Consider the following 25693-nt stretch of genomic DNA (forward strand, 5'->3'; position numbering starts at 1 on the left):
CACGATCAACGCCAAGAACAGCAGGCCGCCGACCTGGCCGTACGGCAGGTCCGGAATGCCTAAGCGTCGGTAGCCGGCCGCTGGGAACTCACCGCCGACCGCGAGTGCCCAGGACACCGCACTCAACACCGGAAACCACCAGCCCAGCCGAACCCGCGCAGCCGCGGCCCGGCGCTGACGAGCCACAACATCCATGCTCACCCGGTACTCGTCCATCCACTCACTCCCACACGCAAAGTAACTTTCCAAATGGAAAGTACTTTCTAGGCTCGCGTTTGACAACCCGAGCACGAAGAGCCCGCCAGTGGCGACGCCGTTGCCATGGGTTCACAAACTCGACCTCAGCGGTGGTCCTCGACGGTGTCGACCTTGTGTCACTGGGCCTGGAGCCCCTCCAGGGGCCCGTAGTCGGCCTGCCGCAGGGGGTGGTGGTGGCCCACGCGGTCGCCTGGGGCGGCCCTACCGGCGGACCCGTGGTCGCCTGTACTGTTGCCCGCCCCACCCCCGCGCCCACCTCGGCCTCCGCTCCTACGCCGGCTGCCGAGCCGTGTTCGTGGCGCGCCGTGGCGGTGGTGTGTGCGCTATCCAGCAACCATATGAAACTCAGGACGGTTCGCTTCTCTGACCATCAAAGATGGTGAAGCGAGCGAGAAATCCGCTCGGTTATCGGGACGTTGAGCGAGAATGGTTCGTCTGGCCTCCAGCGAGGTGGAGCAGGTTCTCCGAACTCGTCTCGTGCGGAACGTCATCGCCATTATCACCGGCGAACAGTCGGGCTGCTGGGGCCCAACCACGACTGCCAAGTACGTGTGCGGGGGGGCTCAAGGCAAGGCTCGGCGACTGGTCTTGCGTCGCGGTCGACGTGGGGAACCCAGTCGCCGACAGGGCGCGGCTCAGGCGAGTCTTACCGCCATCACCCCTGTCAAGGGCACTGTGCGCCCGTCTCCCGCCCTCCGGCCCCCTCGACTTCCCTTGGCGGGGCGAGCTATGTTCGACTCCCTGACGGGCGCTGAGGGCCAAACGAACCGGTGGGCGTTGAGGTGGGCCCCACGCCGCTGTCCCGTCTCTGCTGAAGTGGTCCCCGCGTCAACTGATGTGGGCCGATTCGCCTCTGGTCTCAGGTGTCTTGTGAGGCCTGACCACCATGCCAGGCGACCGGCTGGGGTACAGCGGAGATTCGCCTGCGTCGAGAGCGGCTGGGCCGTACTGTTTCACGCGCTCACCGGAGCCAGAGACGGAGGAATCGTGCCGCAGACACCGAGGCAGTTACTCGAACGCTTTCAGCAGGCAATGCTGGACTTCTCGCCGGATGCGCTGGCTGACCTGTTCGCCGAGGACGCCGTCTATGAGTTTCCCTTCCTTGCCCCGCAGCGCGAGGCGTCCCGCTACGAGGGGCGCGAACAGATCCGTGCGGGTTTCACCCGGGCTTGGGCCTCGCCGCATCCGTCACCCGTGGTCGGGTTCCCTGACGTGCGGGTGCACGACACGTCGGACCCGGAGCTGATCATCGCCGAGCACGAGTTCGACGCCGTCAACCACGCCACAGGAGAGACGTTCGCATCAGGGTTCGTACTCTTCCTGCGGGCCCGCAGATCACAGATCGTCCACGTGCGCGACTACGCCGACGTTCTGCGGCTCTCAGCCGGCTTCGGGCGGCTGCCCCAACTGTTCGAGCAACTGCGCAACACCGACCAGGCGTAAGGCACGGGACGGCTGACCACCCAGGTGGGGTTCGAGTTCGAAACCCCAGACGGACCAGACCAACTGAGACGGCAACAGGCATCCGCCTTCCCGGGGCCACTTCAACCGAGATGCCCGGCGTCCTCACGTCTCACTCGTTCCGGTCGGCCCAGGTCGCAGCAACCGCCGCGGACCAGATCATTTACGACGGGGCACCACGTCACGGAATATCGAGCAGGACCCTCCCGACCACGCCCTGCTCAAGCGCGCTGTGGGCGTCAGCGGCGCGCTCCAGCGCGAAGCGGTGCAGCGGCATCCCGGCCTCCTCGCCCACGAGCAGCGCACCCGCGTCCACAGCCGCCGCGACATCGGTGAGCGCCTGCTGCTTCGCGGCAGGCGGCACGGTGTAGACGAAGACGCTCTGCCAACGCAGGTTCGCCGCCAACGAGGAGAGCACCGGGACGGAGAGCCGCTCGTCCTCGCCACCCGAGTAGTAGGCCACCACAGCCCCCGGGGCGGCCACCGCGACGTCGAGAGCGGCGTTGGCGCCCGGTGCGACCTCCACGACGATGTCGACGCCCCCGGGGGCGAAGGCCAGGATGTCCGCGGTCGCGTCCTGCCTGCGGTAGTCGACCACCTGGTGGGCACCGGCCGCGCGCGCCAGCGCGGCCTTGGCAGGGCTGCTGACCGTGGTGACCACACGCGCTCCGGCCCAACGGGCGAGCTGGACGGCCGCGTTGCCGACGGCACCGGCGCCGCCCGCCACCAGTACGGTCGCGCCCCGCAGGGTGCCGGGCGCGATACGCCCCGGTCCACCGTCGTGAACGGTCAGCGCGCGGTGGGCGGTCAGGGCCGGGATGCCCAGGGCGGCGCCGAGTTCGAACGAGGCGTGGTCGGGCAGGTCGACGGCATGCCGGTCGGGCACGAGTGTGTACTGCTGCGCCGTTCCCCAAGGCCGCTCCCACGCGGCCTCCCAGACCCACACTCGCTGCCCGACCCGCGCCGGGTCGACCTGCGAACCGACGGCATCGATGACCCCGGCGCCGTCCTGATGGGGCACCTGCTCGGTCATGCCCGGCGGCAACGCGCGTCGGCGGCTGCGCCAGTCGGTGGGGTTGACACCCGAGATGTGCACACGGACCCGCACCTCCTCCGGTCCGGGCTCGGGCACCGGACGCTCGACGAGTCGGAGGACCTCGGGGCCACCGGCAGCCGTCCGGATGACGGACTTCACCTCTCACTCTCCCTTCGCTCGCCCCTGGCAAAGCCATCGCCCAAGGAGAACACCGCTCCGCACGGGGCACCCTCGCAACCCCCTTACGCAGCAAGATATTCCGGGAGCCTCGGCGAACCCCGCCGGAGCCTTGAGCACCGCCGGGCCGTCCAGTTCGCCGCCTGCCAGGAGGCACGTAGGGCGGGCGATGGTCAGGCCGCCGACCGCCCTATGATCCAAGGCGCGCAGATGTTCCCGTGCGCGTCGGGAACAACCGGTCGGGCCGGCACTGTTGCCCGACCAAGAGACCGGCACCGCACCGACAGGCAAGGCGAAGACCACAAGGCCCTCCGCCCCGATGGAGCCGGCCCCTTGAGAATGCGGTACGCCCGCCGCGCACCCGGACCGAGACGTATTTCTGCAGGAGGACTTTTCATGACCGACCGGCCCTTGACGCTCATGGCGGTGCACGCCCATCCCGACGACGAGGCCACCGGAACCGGAGGGATCCTCGCACGCTACGCGGCGGAGGGCATCCGCACGGTGCTCGTGACGTGTACCGACGGCCGTCACGGTGACGGGCCGGGGGGTGCCAAGCCGGGCGATCCCGGACATGATCCGTCGGCCGTCGCCTTGATACGCCGTCAAGAACTCAAGGCCAGCTGTGACGTCCTGAAGATCAGCCGTCTGGAGATGCTGGACTACGCCGACTCCGGGATGATGGGCTGGCCGAGCAACGACGCCCCCCAGTCCTTCTGGCAGACCCCCGTGGAGGAAGGCGCCGCCCGACTCGCAGAACTCATGCGGCACTACCGACCCGATGTGGTCGTCACCTACGACGAGAACGGCTTCTACGGCCACCCCGACCACATCCAGGCCCACCGCATCACGATGGCGGCGCTGAAGACGACCGCGCTGACACCGAAGGTGTACTGGACGACGATGCCCCGCTCGATGATGCAGCGGTTCGGCCAGATCATGCGCGAGTTCCATGAGGACATGCCGGAACCGGATCCCGCCGAGGCCGCCGCGATGGCCGAGATCGGCCTCCCCGACGAGGACATCACCACGTGGGTGGACACCACCGCGTTCAGCGGCCAGAAGTTCGACGCGCTGGCCGCACACGCCAGTCAGAGCGAAAGCATCTTCTTCCTCAAGATGGGCAAGGAGCGGTTCGGCGAGCTGATGGGCATGGAGACCTTCGTCCGTGTCCAGGACGCCACCGGCGCGGCCGTACCCGAGAACGACCTCTTCGCCGGACTGCGCTGACCACCCGCCCGACCGGGACCAGGCCGTCTCAGTAGACATCGTCCCGCTCGGAGGGCGGCCCGTACTGCTCGATGAGGACGCAGGCGCAGGTGCCGCCCTCGTACAGCGTCTTGTCACACTCGTCGTGGTGGTTCTGCCGCGGCAATCGCTTCGCCGGAGTGGGCCGCGTGGTGCCTGCGGTGGCCCGGGCCGGAGCGGGCTGGGCGGCAGCCTGGAGTTCGATGTCCGCGACGGTGGAGGCGATCTCGTCCTTGCACCACTTCTCAGGGGAGTTGCAGTTCACCAAGCCGCCCGCACAGGCCATGCGCAGCAGTTCGGCCTGGTGCGGTTGCGCACCAGTTCGCTCACGCGCCTCACCTGCTCCCTGCCTCGCGCTGCCTGGGTCTCGCGCCCTTCCGCCGGCATGCTCTCGCTTCGGCCGTGGCGTTCAAGTACCTGCGCGTCCGACGGCTCGGGCCGGATGCCCCCCGACGCAGCAGGGCGGCCGGACCGGCTCGGCACCGGCGCGGCCTTCGCCCAGGTGACGCCCACATGGCCAGGGCGGTGTCCTTCGACAGCGACGTCTGACAGCGACGTCAGTCATGGCACCGCCCCGACCTTGGCCGACCGGGTCGGACGTCAACGAGCCTGCTCGTGCTGACAGGCAACCGAGTACGTCATCACTTGGCCGCCGAGCGCTTTTCCGGCTCATCCGCCAACTGAACCCGGCCGCAGTGATGCGGCGGCGGTGATCAGCGCGGTGACGTGGTCACGGTGGTCGTGTTCCCGGCGGGCGATGACGATCTGGCTCGGTCCTGCGTCGGCGACGGGAACGCACGCGATTCCCGGGGGCGCGGGCGTGATGAGCGAGCGGGGCACGACGGCGACGACGCGGCCGATCCTGACCAGCGCGATGAGTTCGGCGGCATGGGCGATCTCGGGGCCGTCCCCCTCGCCGGGAACACCTGGCCACCGAGGGAAGACCTCGTCGCTCAGATCGTCCAGGTTGATGCCGTCGCGCTCGGCGAGCCGGTGTCCCTCCGGGAGGACGGCCACGCGGTCCTCGACGTGAAGGGTCTCGGCGGCGAGCCCGGTGAGGTCGTCGAAGGGAGCGTAGAGCAGGGCCGCGTCGGCGCGTCCGTCGTGGAGATGATCGGTCCGGTCGGTGGCGCCGCTGAAGAGGATGTCGACCTGCCGGGCGCAGGGATGTTGGGCGTAGGCGGCGAGGATTCCGGAGAGCAGGTTCGCATCCCCGCCGGGTTTGATGACGAACCTGAGCGGTTTGTCGCCGGCGGCGCGCTGTGCGTTCTGCACGGCGACCGTCATCGCGTTCAGCGCATGCCGGCCGTGCTCGAGCAGAGCGGCGCCGGCGGGTGTCAGCGCGACACTGCGACTGGTGCGGTCGAACAGCTGCACATGGAGCCGTGACTCGATGCGCCGGATGGTCTTCGACAGCGCGGGCTGCGCGATGGCCAGCCTGGCGGCGGCATGGCCGAAGTGCAGTTCCTCGGCGACGGCGACGAAATACCGCAGCTCCCTGATCTCCAACAGATCCATTCCCTCAGGTTATCGAACAAGGCGAGATAGATCTTGGACGCGACCGGCAGTCCGGTGGTCGGATAGGGACATGATCAACCACACACTGCTCGTCCAGTTCACCGAACCGATTCCCGACACCGCCCTGGACCAATACCTGGCGGACGTGGAAAAGGCGACGAAGAACACCGGCTCGCTCCTGACTTTCGCCGCACAGCGCCACATCCCGGTCCCCGGCGAGGAAAAGATCCCGGCATTCATCGCCACCGTCGTCCTCCAACTCGGCGTCGCCGACCAGCAGACGCTGGAAACCCTCTTCGCCTCACCGGAGGTCGACGAGGTGTTCGACACATGGCGGACCCGCTACCCGTACAAGGCCGCGTGGGCGAACCACGAGACACTCGCATGAGCGACTTCACCGGCAAGGTCGGCCTGGTCACCGGGTCCGGCAGCGGGATCGGACGCGCCATCGCGTCCGGTCTCGCCCGCCGTGGCGCAGCGGTGGCGGTCCTCGACCTGAACGAGGCCGCAGCGCACGCGAGCACCGAGGCGATCACCGCCGCAGGCGGCTCGGCGCTCGCCCTCCCCATCGACATCGCCGACGAGGACTCCGTCCGCTCGGCGATCCGCAGAACCGTAACCGCATTCGGACGGCTGGACCTGGCGGTCAACAACGCAGCCGTCCCCTCCAGCGGCCAGGAACTGACCGAGATGACGGCACCGGAATGGGAGCGTGTGCTGCGCATCAATCTGACCGGCACGTTCTTCTGCCTCAAGCACGAAATCCCCGAACTGCGCCGGGCCGGGGGCGGGGCGATCACCAACATCGCCTCCGGCGGCGGCCTGCACGCCATCCCGCGCTCTCCCGCGTACGTGGCCGGCAAGCACGGCGTCATCGGCCTGACGAAGGCCGCCGCCATCGACTACGCCCCAGCCGGCATCCGCGTCAACGCCCTGGCTCCCGGAATGACCCGCACCGCGAAACTGGACCAGCTCGCCGAGGGCACCGACATGATCGCCCAACACCAGGCACTCACCCCGCTCGGCCGCCTCGCCACCCCCGACGAGATCGCCGACGCCGCCATCTGGCTCTGCTCAGAGGAGTCCTCCTACGTCACCGGCACCACGCTGTCGATCGACGGCGGACGCCGCACCTGACCGCCCTCGACATCCAGACCACCGGGCTCGACACGGCCTGAGCCGTACAGATCGGCGCCACCGACCAGGACGCCAACACCTCTTCGACGAACGCGCCGACCCGCCCGCCGACATCACGCCCCAGGCCACACCCCTCCACAGTCCCGCCCCGAATACCGAGCGGCTTGCCCAGCTCCCACCGGCAGGCTTGCCCAGTGACCCGGCCGGCACGACGACGCCGGCTCCCCGCCGGACCGGCGGCTCGGCGCCAAGTTTGGCAGCCGGCCACGGACAGACGGGCGCCTGTGGGACCGCGTGGCGGCCGCTCTCAGCCCGTGCGCGGAACTGCTGGCGATGACACCGAACCGCGCGACGCCGCGTGTGCGAAGGTCCGGCGGTAGGCGGTGGGAGTGGTGTCCAACGTGCGCCGGAAATGCAACCGCAGATTGGCTGCCGTGCCCAACCCGCAATCCCGCGCCACCTGATCCACAGAGAGGCCCGTGGTTTCCAACAGCTCCCGCGCCCTGCCGAGCCGAGCGTTGAGCACCCACTGCAACGGGGTCGTACCCGTCTCCTCGGTGAACCGGCGCATGAACGTGCGTTGCGACAAGCCCGCATGCCGGGCAAGCACACGCAGCGTGAGCGGCTCACCGAGCCGGTGCAGAGCCCATCCACGGGTACCGGACAACGACGCCTCACCAGCCACCGCGACGGGAGCCGGCACATACTGAGCCTGCCCACCGTCCCGGTGCGGAGCGGCGACCAGACCACGGGCGATCTGATTGGCCACCTCCGCGCCCAGGTCGCGGCGCACGATGTGCAGACACAGGTCGATACCGCAACACACCCCGGCCGAAGTGAGCACCTCGCCCTCGTCGACATAGAGCACGTCGCGATCGACCGTCACGGCCGGGAAGTCCCGCTCGAATTCATCGATGTGCTTCCAGTGAGTCGTGGCATGCAGCCCGTCCAGCACGCCCGCCTCGGCCAGCGCAAAAGCACCCGTGCAGATCGACACCACACGCCTACCTCGGCCGCGGGCTTCAGCCAGCGTGTCCAACACGACGTCCGGCAACGGGAGAACCGGCTCGAACCCCGGCACGATCACAGTGTCGGCGGCGCGCACCTGCTCCAGACATCCGTCGGCGATCAGCGCGAAACCCGCACTGGTGGCCACCTTCGGGCCCAACGCACACAGGGTCATCTCGTAGGGGGTTTCCGGCCGGGTGGTGAAGATCTGCGTCGGGATCGCCAGGTCGAGCGGGGTGACCCCGTCCAACGCCAGCACCGCGACTCGATGAGCTGCCATGGCAAGATTCTAACGAAGTAAGGAAATATTGCCTCTCGCCAGGTCACAGCGGTCGCAGTCAGGCTGAGGACATGACCGGACCTCACCTCGAGACGACCGCCGACCCGATCGCCCTGCCCAGCACACCACTTGCCGACGCGGTCATAAACCTCATCCGACCGGTAGAAACACCGTCCGTCTTCAACCACAGCATCCGCAGCTACCTGTTCGCCCGCCTGGCCGCCGACCATCTCGGCCTGACCGCCGACCACGACTACAGGGACGACCTGCTGTTCGCCGCGTGCGCAATGCACGACCTCGGACTCGCGTCAGACGGCGCGCACCGACAGCGGTTCGAAGTCGAAGGCGCCGACCGAGCCGCCGAACTCCTCATCCAACAAGGGACGTCCACGGCCGACGCCGACCAGGTCTGGCAGGCCATCGCCCTACACACCTCCCCAGGCATCGCGGAACGCCGCGGCACGCTGTGCGTGCTCGTCCGCGAAGGCGTCACCCTCGACTTCGGCGGCCCGGCGGGCGCCGACCACCTCGACGCGATCACCGACCAACAGGCCCACGCCATACACACCGCCTACCCACGGCTGGACATGGTCCGCTCACTCACCGACGCGATCGTCGCGCAAGCCGCGAAAAACCCGAACAACGCACCCCGATACACCGTCCCCGGCGAACTCCTACGCGAACGCCAGACCTTCGGCCGGACCCGCCTGGAACACACCAGCCGTTCATCCCGCTGGGACGCCTGACCCCACACACTCCACAACCCAACAACAAACAAACCAACACAGATCCAACAAAGAACAGGAAGCACCACCATGACCATCCACACCGTCGAAATCCCCGAAAACAACGCGGTCTTCGGAGAAACCACCAACGCCTTCGCAAGCTTCGGCTACTCCGCCGCGGTGCGCGCGCACGGCCTCTTGCACATCGCCGGAACGATCGGCCGCCGCGCCGACGGAACCATCCCGGACACCATCGAGGAACAGACCGAGATCTCCATCCGAAAGATCGAGGAGATCCTCCGCATAGAGAACCTCGACATGTCCGCCCTCATCGACGTCACCAGCTACCACGTCGACATCCGCCAGCACCTGCCCGGCTTCATCAAAGCCAAGCAGCACCTCATCGAAGCGCCCTACCCCACCTGGACGATCATCGGGGTCAGCGGCCTCGCCAGCGAGGGGCTCCTCGTCGAGATCCGCGCAACCGCCGCATACCCCGACGCATCCCGGTAAACCGCTGCTCCGGGAGCCGCTCCCGGGCCCGGAAGCCCGTCACGATGGACGTGGAGTCCGTCATGAAGACCGCTCGACGTCCCGGCCCGCCCGACCTCGCGCCGCCGACATCGACGGCCATGCCGCTCCCGAAGAAGGCGAAGGAGGAGCCGGAGGCGCCCGGGCTCGCCGGGCGAAAGACGACCAAGACACTGGTCGGCAACTACCGGATCACCAAGCGATGCCCGGCACCGCCCGGCACCGCAACCAGGCGCTCACCGGATAACCCACGCCCCCTACGGGACAACCTCTAGCCGTAGGCCCGTGCCAACGACCCGGCCCTGGCATTGCAGTTGCCAGGGCCGGGGCTGTCGGCGGAGCGTAGCCACCGCCGGGTGCATTTCGGGCGTGAACGACAGCTGGGCAGGGGGAACCGTCCTGCCCGTGGTGCGTTGCCGTCCGGCCAGTGGCCAACGCCGGGCTCTCAGCCGGGAACCCGCTGCCTGGGCGGCGCGCCGGGGTAAGCGTCGCTCGCCCCGGCGCGCCGCCCCGCCGCCCTGGACGCGATCGCCCGGCATCGCGCCGGCGCGCCCGAGAACAGGTCAACCCTGCCAACGCCCCGGCCTCGCCCCCTGCTCCGCAGCAACAGGAGCCGGCCCCCACACCACCCGAGGCCGACGGACCCGGCCGTTGCAAGTAGGGCAGCCCCTCGGACGATCCGCCCCGGCCAGGCCGACGACGAGATCGCCCTCACCCAGCAGCTGCTCGACGACCTCGACCGGGTGCCCCGCCCACCTGCCAGACCTCGCCGGCCCCCGCACAGCACCGCCGACCTGCCTGCGCATGCGGCCTGTTGGGGACTGCGCGTCCCCAACCTCCGGGCATACACCTAGGCGGCATCAGGCGGCATCAGGCCGCAACGTTCGCCTTTGATTCGTCGGGCCGAGCGGCGGAGGTCTTCTCGCGGAGGCTCTTGAGGAGGATCACCAGGGCTGCCGTGACGGCCGTACCGGCGGCGATGGCCAGCAGGTAGAGCAGTGGCCGGCCGATCAGCGGGACCACGAAGATGCCGCCGTGCGGGGCACGCAGGCTGCAACCGAAGGCCATCGACAAAGCGCCGGTGACCGCACCGCCCGCCATCGCCGAGGGGATGACCCGCAGGGGGTCGGCGGCGGCGAAGGGAATTGCGCCTTCGGTGATGAATGAGGCACCGAGCACCCAGGCCGCCTTGCCGTTCTCGCGCTCGGTCCTGGTGAAGAGCCGGCCGCGCACGGTCGTGGCCAGCGCCATCGCCAGCGGCGGGACCATACCGGCCGCCATCACCGCAGCCATCACCTTCAGGCTGCCCTCGTTGGGATGGGCGAGGCCGCCGACGGCGAAGGCATAGGCAACCTTGTTCAACGGGCCGCCGAGGTCGAAGCACATCATCAGGCCGAGGATGACGCCCAGGATGATCGCGTTGGCGCCGGAGAGACCGGACAGCCAGTCGGTCAAGGCCTTCTGAAGCGCGGCGACCGGCTTGCCGACCACGAGGAACATCAGGAAGCCGACGATCGCCGAGGAGAACAGGGGGATCACGACCACCGGCATGATGCCGCGCAGCACCGGAGGTATGTCGACCCGCTGGATCGCCATCACCACCGCGCCCGCCAGGAGACCGGCGATCAGGCCGCCGAGGAAGCCCGCATTGACGGTGAGCGCGACGGCGCCGCCGACGAAGCCCGGGACCAGGCCGGGCCGGTCGGCCATGCCGTATGCGATGAACCCGGCCAGGATCGGCACGAGGAAGCCGAACGCGACGCCGCCGACCTGGAACAACAGGGCTGCCCAGCTCGTGGACTCCGTCCAGACGAAGTGCTCGGCGACGGACGGCGCCTTGTCGATCGTGTACCCGCCGATCGCGAAGGCGAGGGCGATGAGCAGACCTCCGGCGGCGACGAACGGCACCATGTAACTGACGCCCGTCATCAGCCACTTGCGCAGCCGGGTGCCGAAGCCGTCGCCCTCGTCACCGCCCCTGTCCATCGGCGCGGCGGTGCGCGCCGGGACGCTCTCGCCGCCGCGCTCTGCCTTCTCGCGTACTTCGGCGATGAGTTCGGCGGGGCGGTTGATGCCCGCCTTCACGCCGACGTCGACGGTCGGCTTGCCGGCGAACCGCTCCTTGTCCCGTACCTCGACGTCGTGCGCGAAGATCACGCCGTCCGCGTCCGCGACGAGCTGAGGGTCCAGCCGCTTGAACCCGGCCGAGCCCTGTGTCTCGACGCTCACCACGACGCCGGCGGCCTGGCCCGCCTTCTCCAGCGACTCGGCGGCCATGTAGGTGTGCGCGATGCCGGTGGGGCAGGAGGTGACGGCGACGATACGGAACGGGGTCGGCTCGGGGGCGGGGCACGGCTGCGGGGCCGGGGCCCCGGGCGACGCCGCTTCGGCCTCGCCGTCCGCGGCCGGCGCCCCGGCCGGCTTCACGCTGTCGGTCGCTTCCGCCGCCGGTTCGTCGCCGCGGATCAGGGCGGCAGCGCGCTCCGGCTCGGTCGCCGAGCGCAGCGCGCCGGTGAACGCCTCGTCCATCAGGTGACGGGCGAGCGACGCAAGGATCGTCAGGTGATCCGCGTCGCCGCCGGTGGGGGCCGCGATCAGGAAGATCAGGTCGGCCGGGCCGTCCGGCGCCCCGAAGTCGATACCGGAGGTGCTGCGCCCGAAGGCCAGCGTCGGCTCCGTGACGTGTGCGCTGCGGCAGTGCGGGATGCCGATGCCACCGTCCAGGCCGGTCGGCATCTGGGCCTCGCGCGCGGCCACGTCCGCGAGGAAGCCCTCCAGGTCGGTGACGCGGCCGAGCGCGGCCATGCGCTCGGCCAGCGACCGGGCGGCGGCTTCCTTCGTTTCTGCGGACAGGCCGAGGTCGACCAGTTCCGCGGTGATCAACTCACTCATCGCGGGCTCCCTTGCGCGCGGTACCGCCGTGGGGCGGTGGGGGGTGGGACAGAGGGGGGCAGGGGATCGGGGGCAGTCAGGTCAGGTGGTCCTGGTGGGCCGGGTGTTGTGCGGGGATGCGGATCCGGTGTGCGGGAAGGCGGGTCCGGCTGCGGGCGGGGTTCCCGACTTCCGCTCGGCAGCGTCCGGTCGACCGACCCACGGTCCGGCGCCGCCTCGCGCGGTCATGGGACCGGCTCCGTCAGCGGACGGGCGAGAGGGACCTCGTCCGTCATGATGACCGCCGTCGGCACCAGGTCCGCAGGTGTCGGCATCAGGCTGCCCGGCAGCTGGACGGCGGCCGCACCGTAGGCGACCGCCGTGGCCAGCGCCCGTACGCCCGTGCCGCCGGCCACGAGGAAACCGGCCAGCGAGGCGTCGCCCGCACCGACGTTGCTGCGGACGGTGGCGACGGGGGCGCTGGCGAAGTGCGCGCCGTCGCCGTCGACCAGCAGCTGGCCGTCTGCGCCCAACGAGGCCAGTACGGCGCGGGCGCCCGACGCGCACAGCTCCTCGGCGGCCTTGACCGCGTCGCCCAGGGTCGCGAGCGGGCGGCCGACAGCCTGCGCCAGTTCCTCGGCGTTCGGCTTGACGACGTCCGGGCGTTCGCGCAGCGCGGCGGTCAGCGACGGGCCGGAGGTGTCCAGGGCGATACGGGCGCCCGCCCGGTGTGCCCGCGCGACGAGCTCGGCGTACCACTGGGGCGGCAGGCCTCGCGGCAGGCTGCCGCAGCAGGCGACCCAGTCGGCGCCTTCGGAACGCTCGCCGACCGTCGCCAGCAGCGCTTCCGACTCGGCGGCAGTCAGCTCCGGCCCGGTCGCGTTGATCTTCGTGAGGGTGCCGTCGGGTTCGACGGCCGAGATGTTCGAACGCGTCTGGCCGGTCACCGGCACCCCCGCCACCTCGATGCCCTCGGCGCCCAGCAGCCCGGCCAGTGCGGCGCCCGCGGGGCCGCCCAACGGCATCACCGCGAGGGTGCGGCGTCCGGCCGCGGCAACGGCCCGCGAGACGTTGACTCCCTTGCCGCCCGGGTCGATCCGGTCGGTGGTGGCCCGGAGCACGGCCCCACGGTCCAGCGCCGGGATCTCGTACGTACGGTCCAGGCTCGGGTTCGGGGTGACGGTGAGGATCATGCGCGCACTACTTCCGTGCCCGCGCGCTCGATGGCGAGGGCGTCGTCGGGGCTCAGCCCGGTGTCGGTGATGAGCAGGTCCACGTCCGACAGTTCGCCGAAGCGGGCGAAATGCTGCTGTCCGGACTTGGCGGAGTCGGCGAGGAGGACGACCCGGCGGGCGGCGGCGATCAGCGCCCGCTTGACCGCGGCCTCCGCAAGGTCCGGGGTGGTCAGGCCGCCCTCGAGGGAGAAGCCGTTGGTGGCGAGGAAGACCACATCGGCGTTGATCTCCCGGTAGGCGCGCAACGCCCAGTCGTCGACGGCGGCACGGGTACGGTGCCGGATCCGGCCGCCGACGAGGTGCAGGGTGAGCCCGGGGCGGTCGGCCAGCCAAACGGCGACCGGCAGGCCGTGCGTGACGACGGTCAGCTCGGCCTCCAGCGGAATCTCGGCGGCGAGCCTGGCGCATGTCGTACCGGCGTCCAGGATCACGCTGCCCCTGTCGCCGGGAAGTTCGGCCAGCGCGGCGCGGGCGATGCGCTGTTTCTCCTCGGCGGCGACGGCGTCCCGCTCGGCGAGGTCCGGCTCGAAGCCCAGCCGGCCGGCCGGGATGGCGCCGCCGTGCACCCTGCGCACCAGGCCGGCCCGGTCCAGGGCCTTCAGATCGCGCCGCACCGTCTCGGCGGTGACCTGGAAAGCCTCCGCGAGAGACAGCACATCCACCCGCCCGCTCTCACGGGCGAGCCGCAGGATCTCCTGCTGGCGCTCCGGTGCATACATCAGCGTTTGAGTCCGTCCCATGCCCGAACCTGTGGTTTCACGGACACAGTACGCACCACTCGCCGCAAAGTAAACACAAACGGGCGTCGAGCGGACCTAAACGGACATCAAGGCAGGCGCAGACAGACATCCGACCAGCACCGGGACCCACAGGCCCGGCCCGCTCCCCGGCGTCGGATCACGGCGGATCGTCCGGTGTCCGGTACAGCGCCGTCAGCGACCGCACCCCTGACCGACGCCCGCCCCCAGGAGCGCCTCTTCCAGAAAGAGGAGGTGCTCGCCGGCGCCCGCGACGAGAGAGCCGACGGCTCCGAGGACCCGTGCATGGTCCCCCACGGGGACGAGCCGCTCGACGGGGCAGCACTGGGCGGCCAGCGCGTCCGGCACCAGTACGAGGCCGCGGTGCCAATGGAAGCAGGAGGAGTTCCCTTTACAGTCCCGGTCGCTACGCGTTCTTCCGCCTGCAGCAGGCCGGGCGACGGCCGCAGCGCGAGCCCTCGGTCGGTGACGATGAGGGCGGGCAAGAGGTTCTGCACGGATGGCGCCGCACGGGGTGCGATCCGAAAACCGTTCGCGGCCCCAGGGCATTGAGCCGAGACCGATGGGTCGATCACATCGGACAGGAAGAGTGGCCGGCGCTGACGTACAACCGTGACACCCTGCCCTTCCCCGAGAACCGTGTACCCCCCATCACCTATTGCGATGTGTCGGGTTGGTGTCAGTGACGGTATGCCAGGCCGGGAGGTTTTCGCTGGTCGGGTGTTGAGGGACGGCGGGGTCACGGCCGTGGGGCGGTATCTGTAGCGGGCGTGGCTGTCGTGGGTCGGTGCACCCTCCCCTGTGCTGCTGTCTTGGGAACGGCACTTTTGATCCTTCCCAGGGCTGCGTGGCGGCACGGTGGTGGGTGTCGGTCTGCGTGGCGGAAGGGTGTGGGGTGGGGGAGTCGGGCGCGTGGGTGAGGTCGCGGCGGGGTTGAGGGTGTCCAGGTCGGTGCTGGTGGCGCGGTTGTTGGAGCTCGATGCGGCCGGGGTGTTGACGACGGCGCGGGTGCGTGCCGGCGCCCAGGTCGGTGGGGTGAATGTGCGCACAGTGTGGCGCTGGCTGGAGGTGGCGCGGACACAGGGCCGTGTGGAGCGCAGGTCGCGGGCCCGGCTGGAGTTGTCCGACCAGACCTGGGAGGCACTGGCGCAGGCGGGCGGAAATGTGGCGGCGCTGCACCGGCACTTGAAGGAGGCCGGGGGTGAGGTGCCCTCTTTGGCGTCGTTGCATCGGGTGGTGTGCCGGGATTTGGAGGCTGGCAGGGTTCTGCCGGACCGAGCGGTGGTGCGGCGGGAACGGGAGGAGCAGCAGACGAGGCAGGCGCTGGCTGATCTCGCCCTGGCTGGGCCGCGTGAGGGTGGTGCGGCGAAGGTGGCTGCGGCACGGCCGCCACACTCTGTGCCGGAGGTGGTCGCGGGCGCATCGGTGGGGGAGCGCGGCGCGCTGGAGGGTGTGGCGTTGCCGGCGGGTGCGCAGCTGGTGCGGACATCGTCGGTGCGGGCGGTGGCCGAGGCGGTCGGGCAGGCGATGGCGGCCCTGCGGCATCCCGCTCGTCGCCGGCGCCCACCCGCTGCAGCAGGACGCCCATCCAGGCATCGCTGACGGCTGTCCCGTCACGGTCAGCCCGCTCCCTCAGCACGACGCACAGCTCGTCGAGCGCCGCAGGGGCCTGATCCGCATTCAGCACGCCGGCGGAGAGCATCCAGGACCGGACCCGGTCGGCGTTGCCGTGTGCAGCACACAGTCACTCCCGCTCAGTGTTCAGACGCGTGATCAACGTCGGTTCTGCGTTCACGGCAGGCTCCTTTCGGATCGGACTGCCGTGAACTCTGCTCAGCGCCCCTTACCGAAGTGCTTCTCCCGGAAGGGGAAAGACGCAGGTCATTTGGGGTAAGCGGTCGGGTGAGCAGTGGGCTGACCGTCGTCCGGCACGGGCTAACCGCAAGCACCCGCCCGCAGCGCGAGGACCGCCCCGCGTTCCGCCGCCCGCCGCTCACGACGTCCGCCAGCGGCCAGGCGGGGCGTGATCCGTGCTGCTGCTCCCTCACGGCCGTGGACGTCGTGGTGGCCGCCTGCAGAGCCGACCGGCCCAGCTCGGCCGTGGCCCTGCCCGGCCGGTCGGGCTTCTTCTGCTCATCCGGTGGCGTCGGGCTGTGGTGCGGGACATGCGGCTCCCGGTTGGGTCAGCAGCTCGAAGTGCCATATCTCGTTCGCGTACGCCTGGCACAGTCCGAAGCGTCTCCCCTTCCTGATGAGCCAGTCGTCGGCGTCGGTGGGGCCGATGTCGACCGCCTTACCGGACACATGTGCGGACTTCTCAGGAGTGGCGACGAACTCCCTTGCCTTTTCCAGGCTTCCGTATTTTTCCACCGCCTTCTTCAGCAGATCACGCTGATACTCCTTGCTGCGCCAGCCCGACGTGATGAACAGCTCGATACCGTCGCCGCGCGCGGCGACGGCCGCCTTCTGCACGGCCTTGAGGAGTTCCTCGTCGAGGTAGCGGACCGCGGGGTGGTCGGTGTCGAGCGGGGTGATCCGGCGGCCGTCAGCGATCGCTCCGGTCTCCTGCCCCAGCGACGGTACCTCCGGCCCCGGTGACGGTGGCGGGCCGCCTTGCGGCTTCGCCTGCTGCGTTTGTGCCTGCGCCGCCGGTTCGCCCTCCGCCGGATACACCGCCCACCAGATTCCCGCTGCCACCACCAGCACCACCATGGTCATGGCGAGGGGCCGACGCCAGAGAGTGCGCCTGCCCGCCACCTGTAGTGCTTCGGCCGTGCGCCTTGTGTTCCGGCGGCTCATTACCGACCGCCTTCCTGGCATCGTGCATCCTGCCGTGGACATGATTCGCGGAGAGGGGCCACAGTGGCGGGCGCGGCTGTGGCACCATCGCCGGGTGTGGGGACAGCGTCCATGGAAAACACCTTCAGGGCAGGGCTGGTTCAAAGTCGGGCAGCGCTGGACTGTGCCGTCGGACTGCACATACGAGTGGTCGGCATCGCCCCTGGTCGGAGCAACTGTTCAGGGCCGACTGCTCTTCCTGATGGGTAGCCGGAAACGGGCGGCCAACCGATCAGTTCACCGCCTCGGTCCACTCGGGAAGAACCCATCCTCACCTTCATGGTGTCGGGCTCGCCTCGCCCGTCTACGCAGTGGCGGGCGGTGACCACCCATTCCTCTTCCACGAGGGTGGCACCACAGGCGGGTCCGTCGGGACGGCGCGATGTGGGATTCTGCAACGACCCCATGAAGGGGTAACTCTCCGTGGCCTTTTCACCGTTGACGATGGCCTGGGCCTGCGGGGCCGCCACGAGCAACGTCGTCGCAGAGGCTAGGAAGGCGCACGGAGCGCCGCGCTTGAGGTATGTCATCAAGGCAAGTCTGGAAGCGGCATGTGATCGCCAAGTCTTGACAAAGTGAGCGTTTCATGACAGTCGAGCGCCAATAGCGCATTACGCGAGGGTGGGAAGGCCGTTCACATGTCGGTGATCTTGTCGCAAGGCCGCGAAGTTAGGGCTTGCCGATCAACAACTCGCCGTCTTGATCTCTGGTGGGCTGATGGCGCCTGCTGCTGTCGCGAAATCTTGGAGGTCTTCCAGGGTGGTCAGGCGGGTGTCGGTGGAATGAACGGTGTATTGGGCTGCGGTGAGGAGTTGGCGGATGTCGCGGATGCGTCGGTTGATGGTTTCGGGTGTGACGGAGAAGAGGCGGGCGACGGCGACCTGCGGGAGCCCGTGCCGGTAGTGGAGGAGGGTGGCCAGGAGCCGGTCGGCGAGGGTGAGGACGGGACGGCGGCCAGTGCCTGGAGCCGTCAGGCGGGGCCGGTGACCACGCCGTTTGGTCAAGTCTGTCTCCCGCTGGTTCTCGTGGAGGGCGGTGAGCGTGGTGATCAGCGCGTCCCAGTCGGCGGGCGGCAGTCCGGTCAGGGCCGGATGACGCAGCCAGGCAAGGTCGGGGCTGGGCTGGTCGAATGGGTCCGGAGCGTCATCGACGTGGGTGAACGGCTCGGGGCGAAGACTGTAGTTCCAGTCGCCGTGCCAGGCGTGCCGCTCCAGCGGCAAAGCCTCCATCTGCCGGTCGCCGATGCGGATGCCGGTCGCGTAGACGGTGGTGTCGAGTTCGGCCTGGACGGTCAGTCCAGTGTGGGTGGTGGTCGCCGCGATGCTGTTGACGATGACGTCATGGCTGGTCAGCGGCCTGCCTCGCCAGTTCATCGTGATGTGGGAGAACAGGCGGTGCTCGATGCGGTTCCATTTCGATGTGCCCGGAGGAAAGTGACACACGGTAATCTCCAGGCCCGTTTCCACGGCCAGAGCGGCCAGTTCGGCCTTCCAGGCACGGGTGCGGTAGCCGTTGGAACCACCAGCATCCGCGGTGATCAGCAGCCGCCGGGAGGCAGGGTAGGCATCCCGGCGGCATCCGTTCCACCAGCGGCGGATCGACTCCACGGCGAAGGCCGCGGTGTCGTGGTCGGTGCCGACGTTCACCCAGCCGGCATCCGCCGACAGGTCGTAGATCCCGTACGGGATCGCCTTGCCCAGATCGGGGTCGGGAAAGTCATGGGTGCGGACCCGGACCGCATCGCCTTCACGACGCCACTGACATCCGGCGTTCTTGTAGTTGCCGACGATCTCTTTCTTCTTGGTGTCCACGCTGATCACCGGATCCCCGGCCGCCTGGAACTCCTTGGCCCGCTCGTTGATATAGCGGAACTGCGCGTCCCGGTCCGGATGCTGGGCGCCTTCGATGGTCTTGGCGTTGCCTTGCAGACTGAAGCCCTCCTCTCGCAGCAGGACGGCGACCGTGTCCGCCGAAACCCGGTGCCCTTGCCTCGTCAGCTCCTCCGCCAGGCGCCGGGTCGACTTCGTCGTCCACCGCAGCGGCGACATCGGATCCCCGCGCATATCCGGCTCGACCAGCGCCAGCAGCGCCGACCGCAGCCTCGGATCCAGGTCCACCACCCGCTTGCGGCCACCACCCGCCCGACGGACACGCCCCAACGGCTCCTCGCCGGATTCGAGTTCAGTCACCCCACGGGACACGGTTCCCTCACGCACCCCGGCGGCACGGGCCACTACGCGGATCCCGCCATGCCCCAGCGACCGGGCCTCCGCCCCCATAGCCAGCCGACGCTGCCGCTCATCCAAGTGCGGGAACAGCGCCTGGAACTTCGCCACCAGCGCCGCCTCGGTCCCCTCCAGATCCCCATACCACAACAACGAGCTACCATCACGGAAGCGACGCCTTGTTCTCCGGCAAGCCCTTAAGGGGTATTCGCCCTGGCCAAGAGGGTGCTGAGGGTGTGTCCGGTCTGGGTATGAGAGCGGGACCCTGATGGAGCAGGGGATCGACCAAGATCTTCCAGCTGTCAGAGGTCCCGTTGACGTGCGGGTCTGCCGTTGCCGCCCATACCCGCACCATCTCGGTCGCCGATGGCGTCTTCGCGCCCGGACATCTGGGCGAGTTGACCCAACATCTTCCCTTCGAGCTGGTCGATGCCGTGCTGGAGGAGACCGGCGCGGTCCACGGCGACTACGGGACCTGCCCTCCCGCGTCGGGGTCTATTTCGTGTTGGCGCTCGGGCTGTACCCGAGCCTGGGATACGCCAGGGTCTGAGGCAAGCCGGTCGCAGGGCTGGGCTGGTTGAAAGTGCCCACGCCGTCGGAGAAGGCTCTGCGTGACCTGCGACGCCGACTGGGCGCCGCGCCGCCCAAGAAGCTGTTCGAGGTGGTGGCCGGCCCCCTGGCTCAGCCAGCCACCCCCGGGACCCGCTACCGGCGCTTCCGTACCGTTGCATTCGACAGCTGCGTCTCGATCAAGGTGCCGGACGCGGAACGCAACCGCAGCTGGCTTGGCAGGGTCAAGCTCGCACACTCGTTGAGCTCCGGAGAAACGTCGGCGACTACGACCCGAGTGGCGAGCACCTGTTCAACTCGCTCGCCGAGGACGTGATCGCGTTCGCCGAGGCCGCGGGGGCCGAGGTGGAGTTCGAGCGGGTCGCGGTCACCCCCGAGCAGATCACCGCCTACCACCTGCCGACCGCTCCGCCGAAGGCGACCGACCAGCGCTCGTTCTCCGGCACCGCCACCCCCCAGGCTGAGGCTCCGCCGCCCGACATCCTGGCCGCGATCGTGCGCGAGGCCATCGAGGCCCACCGCGACCCTGAGGTCCACCGGCAGGCCCTCGCCCGCGAAGAAACTCTGTGGCGACTTCGACGCGTCGGGCGCCGACATCGAACGGGACTGGGTGGCCCGCACGGGCTGCTGGAGCCATGTGGAACGCGTTCTGCTGACCCGCGAACAGGTCCGGGACTACGAACTGCCCGCGGCTGTGGGGAAGGCCGGCGACCCGCGTTGGGCAAGGTTCGCCAGCCGGTACGGGCTTGACCTCGCCCGGCCGGTGCAATGGGAGGTCGAAGCAATCGACCCGACCGAGTTCCAGCGCCTTCTCCTCGCCGCCGTCGCCCCCTACCTCGACCAAGCCGTACTCCGCGACCGCATTGCCGAAGAAGAACGGTAACCGAGGCAACTCAGGGCTTTCGCCGAGGGCTGGCCCCTACCGCCCGCCGGGCCGTGAGTGACTCCCGAACCCAAAGCCAGTCAACTCCAGGCCGTAGCCCCGATTCACCCTCGTGTGTGCTGCACCTGCGGGCCCTGGAACGCCACGGGAACGTCACCCACGCCTCGCGGCAGCTGGACGCTGGGCGTCAGCCGCGTGATGCCACCGTGCGGACCACCGTGCGTTCCACGGTAGGTGCCACCGTGAGTACCACCCTGCGTACCAGGCGCCTGCGAACCGCAGCCGACGAGTACGCCCACGCAAGGCGGTTCGGCGTCATCCGCGACGTCGAGCACCAAGCCGTCGACGCCGCCCGCACACAGATCCTTGCGATGCTCAATGAACGCTCAGGGCCCTTCGCCGGCATCGCCTGCTGTCATCCCGCTGCACCGGTGCGGCCGCCGAAACGAGCTCGCAGCCTAAGGACGAGTAGCTACAGCAGCGATGCCGGACTCTCGCAGCCTGCGGGCCAAGTGCTCCATCTCGGGAAGCGTTCCTGAGTAATCACCGTTCAAGACGCTATGTACCACGGCCTTGGCGTTTTTCAGGTCAAGGCTGAGCTCGGCGCGCAGCACGCGCATCATGGTGATGCTCTTCGCCGATGGACCGCTCACTTCCAGCCTCGTGGGGCCCCGGCACGCTGCGCCCACAACATCGCCGTCGCCGAGCAGATCCAACGCGAGATCTGGTGGCTCCACCGCACCTGCGCCCGCAAACTCGCCTACGCCCTACGCCCCCTGCTGCACGCCGGCTGGACCGCCCACAGCCTCACCGCCGAACTGCACACCTGGGCAGTCCCCGGCAACCTGCGCGACCCCGCCGCCTACGTCCACCACGAACTCGCCCGCCGCCAGCACACCAACGAGCTACCGCCCCACAGCCACCCCGCCGCCCCGGCCGACGAGAACGCCGAGCGCTACGCCGCGCTCCTGCGCACCCTGAACGGCACCACCAGCTCAGCTTGGAAACACTACGAGACCCAGCTGCGCCCCGAGCTGCGTAAGGCCCTTGCTGCGCTCCGCACCCCGCCGCGGCGACCGATGCCGCTTCGAGCGCCGGTGCTTCGAGAGGCGGAAGAGGTGCTTCTCCGCCCCGATGGTGTTGCGCTCCCCGTCGGCCTGGGCGGAGGAGCCGAGCCTGCCGAGCCCGTGCGTCGACATCACTGCCGCCTCGACGTCCGCTTCCGCGCCGAGGCGGTGCCCGGAGGCGTGCCGGGCCCGGGCCGGCTCCTCGGTCAGTCGCGACTTCACCAAGTCCGGCCGGCACCAGGGAGCGGGCCCGGGGCAGCCGGGCCAGGTGCAGGCCCCGCCGAGGAACCACCGCGTCCTCGCCCCTTCGTCTCCGGAGTGACACGTGCAGCACCGCTGTGGGTCTTGGCAGTTGGGCAGCTCCTGGCCCTTCATCGGGGGGTGTGGGTGTGTGCGAGGGCGGTGTCGAGGTGATGGCCTGGGTCTCGGTCGGAGGCGGTGACGGGCAGCAGGCGGGGTCCGGAGCCGGCGTCGAGGAGGACGGTGGGGAACGCGGTGATACCGAGGCTCCGGGTGCGGGTGAACTCTGCCTGCGCTTGTTCGCGGTGGGCGGGGTCGGTGAGTGCGGTGGCGGCCATGTCGGGGTCCAGTCCATGGCGTGTGGCCAGGGTTGTGTAGGTGGTGGGGTCGGACAGGCTCATGCCGTCGTGGTAGAAGGCGTGGCTGATTTCGTGGGCGAAGTCGAGTGTTTTGCGGGGGGCTTGGGTGCGCAGGGCTGCGAGGCCGGTGGCGGCGTCGTGGGAGTCCATGACGAAGTCGCCTTGTTGGAGAAGGGTGAGGAAGGCGGGGCCGAAGACGGCTCCGGTTGCCCGGGTGACGTGGTGGCGGGCGGTGGGGATGTGGGTGTGTTCGCGGATGGGGAGGCGGCGGGTGCCGGTGAACAGGCCGCCGGATATCACTTCGACGCTCAGGTGGGGTCGTTCGGCCAGGGCGCGTTGCAGGTGGGGGGTGAAGCCGTAGCACCACCCGCAGTAGGCGTCGTACACGTAAATCACACGGGCGTGGGCGGGGCTCGTCACGGTGGCCTCCGGTGCGGGGCCCGGGGGAGGCCGGGCCCCGGCGTAGCGGGTGGTCGGTGGTGGGTCAGGCGCTGGTGAGCTGGTGGTGGAGCTGGAGGAGCTCTTCGACGTGGCGGATCTCGGTGATCTTGCCGTCGGTCACGCGCATGAGGTCGGTGCCGGTGAAGGAGACGGGGCGTCCGGTGGCGGGGGTGCCGAACCAGTTGCCGGTGTGGGTGGCGGTCATGCGCCAGTGGCTGACCACCCAGCCGTCCCCGGTCTCCGCCTGGTAGATCACTTCGTGGCGGGTGCCGGCGAATCCGTCGCGGACGGCGGCGACCAGGAGGCGCATGCCCTCGATGCCCGAGGCGGCACCCGGGACGGGGTTGTGGTCGACCAGATCCGGGGACAGGACCTGGTCGAGGCCGGCGACGTCACCGTCGTCGAAGAGCTGGTAGACACGGGCGGCAAGGGCACGTGGGTCGGTGATCGTGGTCATCGGGACTCCTCATCGGTAAGGACGGGCAGAGGTGTCCGGGGCTTTCGGGGCACGGCGCCCCTACCCGGTGGGGCCCGGGCCGGACATGCGCATACTTACCGACAGGCGCCAGTGTCTTCAAAGAGCTATAGTTCCCTTATGGAAACCATCAAGGTCAGAGCGGATGCACTGCTGCCGACACGTGGGGACCTGCGCAACCCCGACTGCCCGAGCCGCGAGGCGCTGGACCGGATCGGCAGCAAGTGGAGCATCCTGATCGTCCTCACCCTCGCGCGCGGAACGCACCGCTTCTCCGAGCTGCGCAGCGAGATCGCAGGCATCAGTCCCAAGGTCCTCACCGCCAATCTCCGCAGCCTCGAACACGACGGCCTTGTGGCCCGCGCGGTCTACGCGGAAGTCCCCCCACGCACGGAATACACACTCACCCCCCTCGGCGCCACGCTCATCGAGCCGTTCACCGCCGTCAAGGAATGGGCCGAGACGCACATCGCCGAAATCCACCACAACCGCACCACCCACCGGACCTGACCACCGATCCCAGCCGGGTGTGTCCCTCATGACGGCGGGCGTCGAAGAGACCTGGCACATGTGCCGCCGCGGCGCTCGGCGACGCCGCGGTGGGCGCGACGGTGGCGGCCGCGCCGCCCGGACCGGCGCTGTCGATGGCCGTCGGCGGGGGCTGCCCATGCCATCGCCGCCGAGATCGCCGGACACGTCCGAACTGGCACCCTCGCGTATTCCCCTGCCGTTGAGTGCTCGTGGTCACCGCGAGCGGCCGTCAGGTCGGCGCAGACGTGAACGTGGCTCTGGCAAGAATTCCGTAGCCGGAGATCACCATGGGGACGCAGTCCGGGCGGAGCAGTGGCACCTCAAGTGCGCGATCAAGACGACGCGTTGCCGCAGGAGGGCGATGCCGGCGCGACCGCCCGTGATCCGTTTCTGGGCTCGACGTCCGTGACACGGCCTTCGTTCATCCCGGACCCGTAGGGGGACGATGCCCGGCACCAGGCAGCGCGCCCCTCGCCCCCATGGTGATCTCCGGCCACAAGAATCTTGCCAGAGCCGGCGAAGCCGACAGCTGGAGGCATGGTGACACCAGGTTCCTCCGGCTTCCTTGGCGAAGAGTGCGGTGCCGCGGCTTGAACAATGAGGTGGCGGATCGCCGCTGTGCGTCCTCGTCGGGTGGAAGCCCGGTTGGCAGGGCCGGAAGTTCCAGGGCCGTCCGCAGCCATGGGCTGGATGGCCGCACGGCCGGGGAAGGGCCATCGGGTGTCGGGGTTGGTAGCGGTCGGGTGTCTGGTCTCAGGTCCGGGTAGTCCGGCGGCATCCCGGTGAAGGTGGCCGGGAGGGGCTGCGGCGGGGCACCGGACCGGATGAGGTTTTCACTGTCGGCCTGCCGGACTTGTCGACAGCGGGCTGCGTGATCGGGGTGCTCCGTGCGGGGTTCAGGTGCCGGTGTGTGATGTGTGCGGGGTGTGTTCTTCGGTTTCTTCCAGGGACCAACTGGCCAGCAAGCGCAGGGATTCGGCGGAGGAGGTGCCCGGTTCGGCGCAGTAGGTGAGGAGTTGCTGGCCGCGGTCGCCGGGGAGCGTCAGGGTCTCGCACAGCAGGGTGAGGTGTCCGACGACTGGGTGACGCAGGTGCTTGGTGCCGAAGCATTTGTCGTTCACGTTGTGGGCAGCCCATAGCATGCAGAACTCTTCGCTCTGGAGGGACAGTTCGCCGACCAGTGCGGTGAGCTGGGGGTCGTGCGGGTGGGCGCCTGCGTAGTGCCGGAGCATGGCGGTGACGGCGGCGGCTTTGCCTGTCCAGTCCACGTACAGTTCTTGTGTCTGGGGCTGGAGGAAGATCTGCCAGGCCATGTTGCGCTGCTTGGGGGGCATGGCGGGGAAGTCGCCGAGCAGTGCGCAAGCGAGGTGGTTCCAGGCGATGATGTCCAGGCGGGGGCCGAGTACGTAGGCGGGGGTGCTGTCCATGGAGTCGAGCAGGTACTGGACTGCCGGGCGGACGCCTGCTGCGGGGGTGCTGGAGGTCTTGGTTTTCGTGCCGGGGCGGGCCAGACGGTAGAGGTGCTCACGCTCGGCGCGGGTCAGCCGCAGGGCTGTTGCGATGGCGTCCAGCACGGCGGTGGAGACGCCGCGGCCTGCGCCCTGTTCGAGGCGGGTGTAGTAGGTGGCGCTGACGCCGGCGAGCTGGGCCAGTTCCTCGCGCCTCAGTCCCGGGACCCGGCGGCGCCCGCCGTGGGGTGCCATGCCCACGTCCTCAGGTTGCAGCCGGGCCCGGCGGGAGCGGAGGAACTCACTCAGTTCGGTGCGCTGGTCCATGGCTTCCAGTATGCGCAGGCTCCCCGGCGTGGGGGTGCCCCTGTCA

General features: G+C 69.4%; 27 protein-coding genes and 1 pseudogene. 11 read left to right on the forward strand and 17 right to left on the reverse strand.

The window, feature by feature from the left end:
- Positions 1-216: hypothetical protein (locus ACIQE0_RS37425; protein WP_402340515.1), on the reverse strand; the 216-nt coding region annotated here is incomplete at its 3' end.
- 1029 nt (positions 217-1245) lie between these two features.
- On the opposite strand from ACIQE0_RS37425, the gene ACIQE0_RS37430 reads away from it, so the two are divergent.
- Positions 1246-1701 (forward strand): nuclear transport factor 2 family protein, encoded by a 456-nt coding sequence (locus ACIQE0_RS37430; protein WP_402340518.1) that lies wholly within the window; start codon positions 1246-1248, stop codon positions 1699-1701.
- A 199-nt stretch (positions 1702-1900) separates the two neighbouring features.
- Here ACIQE0_RS37430 and ACIQE0_RS37435 read toward each other — a convergent pair whose 3' ends face one another.
- A complete protein-coding gene (locus ACIQE0_RS37435; RefSeq protein ID WP_402340520.1) occupies positions 1901-2914 on the reverse strand; it encodes an NADPH:quinone reductase in 1014 nt (337 codons plus the stop codon).
- 414 nt (positions 2915-3328) lie between these two features.
- Between ACIQE0_RS37435 and ACIQE0_RS37440 the strand changes: the two genes are divergently transcribed.
- Positions 3329-4162 carry a PIG-L family deacetylase gene (locus ACIQE0_RS37440; RefSeq protein ID WP_402340523.1) on the forward strand — a complete coding sequence of 278 codons (834 nt, stop codon included), beginning with the start codon at positions 3329-3331 and terminating at the stop codon, positions 4160-4162.
- Positions 4163-4190: 28 nt separating this feature from the next.
- Here the strand turns inward: ACIQE0_RS37440 and ACIQE0_RS37445 are convergent, their stop codons facing one another.
- Together ACIQE0_RS37445 and ACIQE0_RS37450 are read right to left on the reverse strand one after the other, a co-directional pair.
- Positions 4191-4466, reverse strand: a complete 276-nt coding sequence (locus tag ACIQE0_RS37445) for a hypothetical protein (RefSeq protein WP_366338794.1) — start codon at positions 4464-4466, stop codon at positions 4191-4193.
- Between the two features lie 383 nt (positions 4467-4849).
- Entirely contained in the window at positions 4850-5698 is an 849-nt protein-coding gene (locus ACIQE0_RS37450; protein ID WP_402340526.1) for a LysR family transcriptional regulator, read from the reverse strand.
- Between the two features lie 70 nt (positions 5699-5768).
- On the opposite strand from ACIQE0_RS37450, the gene ACIQE0_RS37455 reads away from it, so the two are divergent.
- The gene (locus tag ACIQE0_RS37455; protein WP_402340528.1) at positions 5769-6086 is read left to right on the forward strand and encodes a hypothetical protein; all 318 of its coding nucleotides are present in this window, start codon (positions 5769-5771) and stop codon (positions 6084-6086) included.
- Complete coding sequence (locus ACIQE0_RS37460; protein WP_402340531.1) at positions 6083-6835, forward strand: SDR family NAD(P)-dependent oxidoreductase; 753 nt, start codon at positions 6083-6085, stop codon at positions 6833-6835. The genes ACIQE0_RS37455 and ACIQE0_RS37460 overlap by 4 nt, the downstream gene beginning before the upstream one ends.
- 307 nt (positions 6836-7142) lie before the next feature.
- Here the strand turns inward: ACIQE0_RS37460 and ACIQE0_RS37465 are convergent, their stop codons facing one another.
- Entirely contained in the window at positions 7143-8123 is a 981-nt protein-coding gene (locus ACIQE0_RS37465) for a GlxA family transcriptional regulator (RefSeq protein WP_402340534.1), read from the reverse strand.
- Positions 8124-8194: 71 nt separating this feature from the next.
- Between ACIQE0_RS37465 and ACIQE0_RS37470 the strand changes: the two genes are divergently transcribed.
- The 3 genes from ACIQE0_RS37470 to ACIQE0_RS37480 all read left to right on the forward strand — a co-directional run bounded on the left by ACIQE0_RS37470 (position 8195) and on the right by ACIQE0_RS37480 (position 9654).
- Positions 8195-8869, forward strand: coding sequence for an HD domain-containing protein (locus ACIQE0_RS37470; RefSeq protein WP_366338803.1), 675 nt, complete (start codon positions 8195-8197; stop codon positions 8867-8869).
- A gap of 69 nt (positions 8870-8938) precedes the next feature.
- A complete protein-coding gene (locus tag ACIQE0_RS37475; protein ID WP_366338805.1) occupies positions 8939-9361 on the forward strand; it encodes a Rid family hydrolase in 423 nt (140 codons plus the stop codon).
- A gap of 62 nt (positions 9362-9423) precedes the next feature.
- Complete coding sequence (locus ACIQE0_RS37480) at positions 9424-9654, forward strand: hypothetical protein (protein ID WP_402340538.1); 231 nt, start codon at positions 9424-9426, stop codon at positions 9652-9654.
- A 595-nt stretch (positions 9655-10249) separates the two neighbouring features.
- On the opposite strand, the gene ACIQE0_RS37485 is transcribed toward ACIQE0_RS37480, so the two are convergent.
- The 3 genes from ACIQE0_RS37485 to ACIQE0_RS37495 all read right to left on the reverse strand — a co-directional run bounded on the left by ACIQE0_RS37485 (position 10250) and on the right by ACIQE0_RS37495 (position 14204).
- Positions 10250-12271: a fructose-specific PTS transporter subunit EIIC gene (locus tag ACIQE0_RS37485; RefSeq protein ID WP_402340541.1), complete on the reverse strand. Its 2022-nt coding sequence runs from the start codon at positions 12269-12271 to the stop codon at positions 10250-10252.
- A 224-nt stretch (positions 12272-12495) separates the two neighbouring features.
- The gene (gene pfkB / locus ACIQE0_RS37490) at positions 12496-13443 is read right to left on the reverse strand and encodes a 1-phosphofructokinase (protein ID WP_366338811.1); all 948 of its coding nucleotides are present in this window, start codon (positions 13441-13443) and stop codon (positions 12496-12498) included.
- Positions 13440-14204, reverse strand: coding sequence for a DeoR/GlpR family DNA-binding transcription regulator (locus ACIQE0_RS37495; protein ID WP_366338833.1), 765 nt, complete (start codon positions 14202-14204; stop codon positions 13440-13442). Before ACIQE0_RS37495 ends, pfkB begins: the two co-directional genes overlap by 4 nt.
- A 951-nt stretch (positions 14205-15155) precedes the next feature.
- Here ACIQE0_RS37495 and ACIQE0_RS37500 point away from each other — a divergent pair.
- On the forward strand, positions 15156-15845 hold the full coding sequence (locus ACIQE0_RS37500; protein ID WP_402340544.1) for a hypothetical protein: 690 nt from the start codon (positions 15156-15158) through the stop codon (positions 15843-15845).
- Between the two features lie 531 nt (positions 15846-16376).
- On the opposite strand, the gene ACIQE0_RS37505 is transcribed toward ACIQE0_RS37500, so the two are convergent.
- From ACIQE0_RS37505 to ACIQE0_RS37515, 3 genes are all read right to left on the reverse strand, one after another.
- Positions 16377-16955 carry a M15 family metallopeptidase gene (locus ACIQE0_RS37505; RefSeq protein WP_402340547.1) on the reverse strand — a complete coding sequence of 193 codons (579 nt, stop codon included), beginning with the start codon at positions 16953-16955 and terminating at the stop codon, positions 16377-16379.
- Between the two features lie 227 nt (positions 16956-17182).
- Positions 17183-17611, reverse strand: a complete 429-nt coding sequence (locus ACIQE0_RS37510) for a trypsin-like serine protease (protein WP_402340550.1) — start codon at positions 17609-17611, stop codon at positions 17183-17185.
- 153 nt (positions 17612-17764) lie between these two features.
- Entirely contained in the window at positions 17765-19441 is a 1677-nt protein-coding gene (locus tag ACIQE0_RS37515) for an ISAzo13 family transposase (RefSeq protein ID WP_402340584.1), read from the reverse strand.
- A 179-nt stretch (positions 19442-19620) separates the two neighbouring features.
- Between ACIQE0_RS37515 and ACIQE0_RS37520 the strand changes: the two are divergent.
- Positions 19621-20105: pseudogene (locus ACIQE0_RS37520) on the forward strand (transposase domain-containing protein); the annotation flags it as partial.
- On the opposite strand, the gene ACIQE0_RS37525 reads toward ACIQE0_RS37520, so the two are convergent.
- Positions 20012-20473, reverse strand: coding sequence for a hypothetical protein (locus ACIQE0_RS37525; RefSeq protein ID WP_402340589.1), 462 nt, complete (start codon positions 20471-20473; stop codon positions 20012-20014). The pseudogene ACIQE0_RS37520 and the gene ACIQE0_RS37525 sit on opposite strands and share 94 nt — an antisense overlap.
- A 40-nt stretch (positions 20474-20513) precedes the next feature.
- On the opposite strand from ACIQE0_RS37525, the gene ACIQE0_RS37530 reads away from it, so the two are divergent.
- Positions 20514-20759 carry a hypothetical protein gene (locus tag ACIQE0_RS37530; protein ID WP_402340553.1) on the forward strand — a complete coding sequence of 82 codons (246 nt, stop codon included), beginning with the start codon at positions 20514-20516 and terminating at the stop codon, positions 20757-20759.
- Between the two features lie 458 nt (positions 20760-21217).
- Here ACIQE0_RS37530 and ACIQE0_RS37535 read toward each other — a convergent pair whose 3' ends face one another.
- The 4 genes from ACIQE0_RS37535 to ACIQE0_RS37550 form a co-directional block, all read right to left on the reverse strand.
- A complete protein-coding gene (locus tag ACIQE0_RS37535; RefSeq protein WP_402340556.1) occupies positions 21218-21382 on the reverse strand; it encodes a hypothetical protein in 165 nt (54 codons plus the stop codon).
- A gap of 372 nt (positions 21383-21754) precedes the next feature.
- Complete coding sequence (locus ACIQE0_RS37540; protein ID WP_402340559.1) at positions 21755-22051, reverse strand: hypothetical protein; 297 nt, start codon at positions 22049-22051, stop codon at positions 21755-21757.
- A gap of 146 nt (positions 22052-22197) precedes the next feature.
- Positions 22198-22845, reverse strand: coding sequence for a DsbA family protein (locus tag ACIQE0_RS37545; RefSeq protein WP_402340562.1), 648 nt, complete (start codon positions 22843-22845; stop codon positions 22198-22200).
- Positions 22846-22909: 64 nt separating this feature from the next.
- Positions 22910-23323: an ester cyclase gene (locus tag ACIQE0_RS37550; protein ID WP_402340564.1), complete on the reverse strand. Its 414-nt coding sequence runs from the start codon at positions 23321-23323 to the stop codon at positions 22910-22912.
- Between the two features lie 138 nt (positions 23324-23461).
- Here ACIQE0_RS37550 and ACIQE0_RS37555 point away from each other — a divergent pair, with 138 nt between their 5' ends.
- Positions 23462-23851, forward strand: a complete 390-nt coding sequence (locus ACIQE0_RS37555) for a winged helix-turn-helix transcriptional regulator (RefSeq protein WP_402340567.1) — start codon at positions 23462-23464, stop codon at positions 23849-23851.
- Between the two features lie 917 nt (positions 23852-24768).
- Here ACIQE0_RS37555 and ACIQE0_RS37560 read toward each other — a convergent pair.
- Positions 24769-25647 carry a helix-turn-helix transcriptional regulator gene (locus ACIQE0_RS37560; protein ID WP_402340569.1) on the reverse strand — a complete coding sequence of 293 codons (879 nt, stop codon included), beginning with the start codon at positions 25645-25647 and terminating at the stop codon, positions 24769-24771.
- Between the last annotated feature and the right edge of the window lie 46 nt (positions 25648-25693).

Source organism: Streptomyces sp. NPDC093097, assembly GCF_044754325.1.
GTDB lineage: Bacteria > Actinomycetota > Actinomycetes > Streptomycetales > Streptomycetaceae > Streptomyces.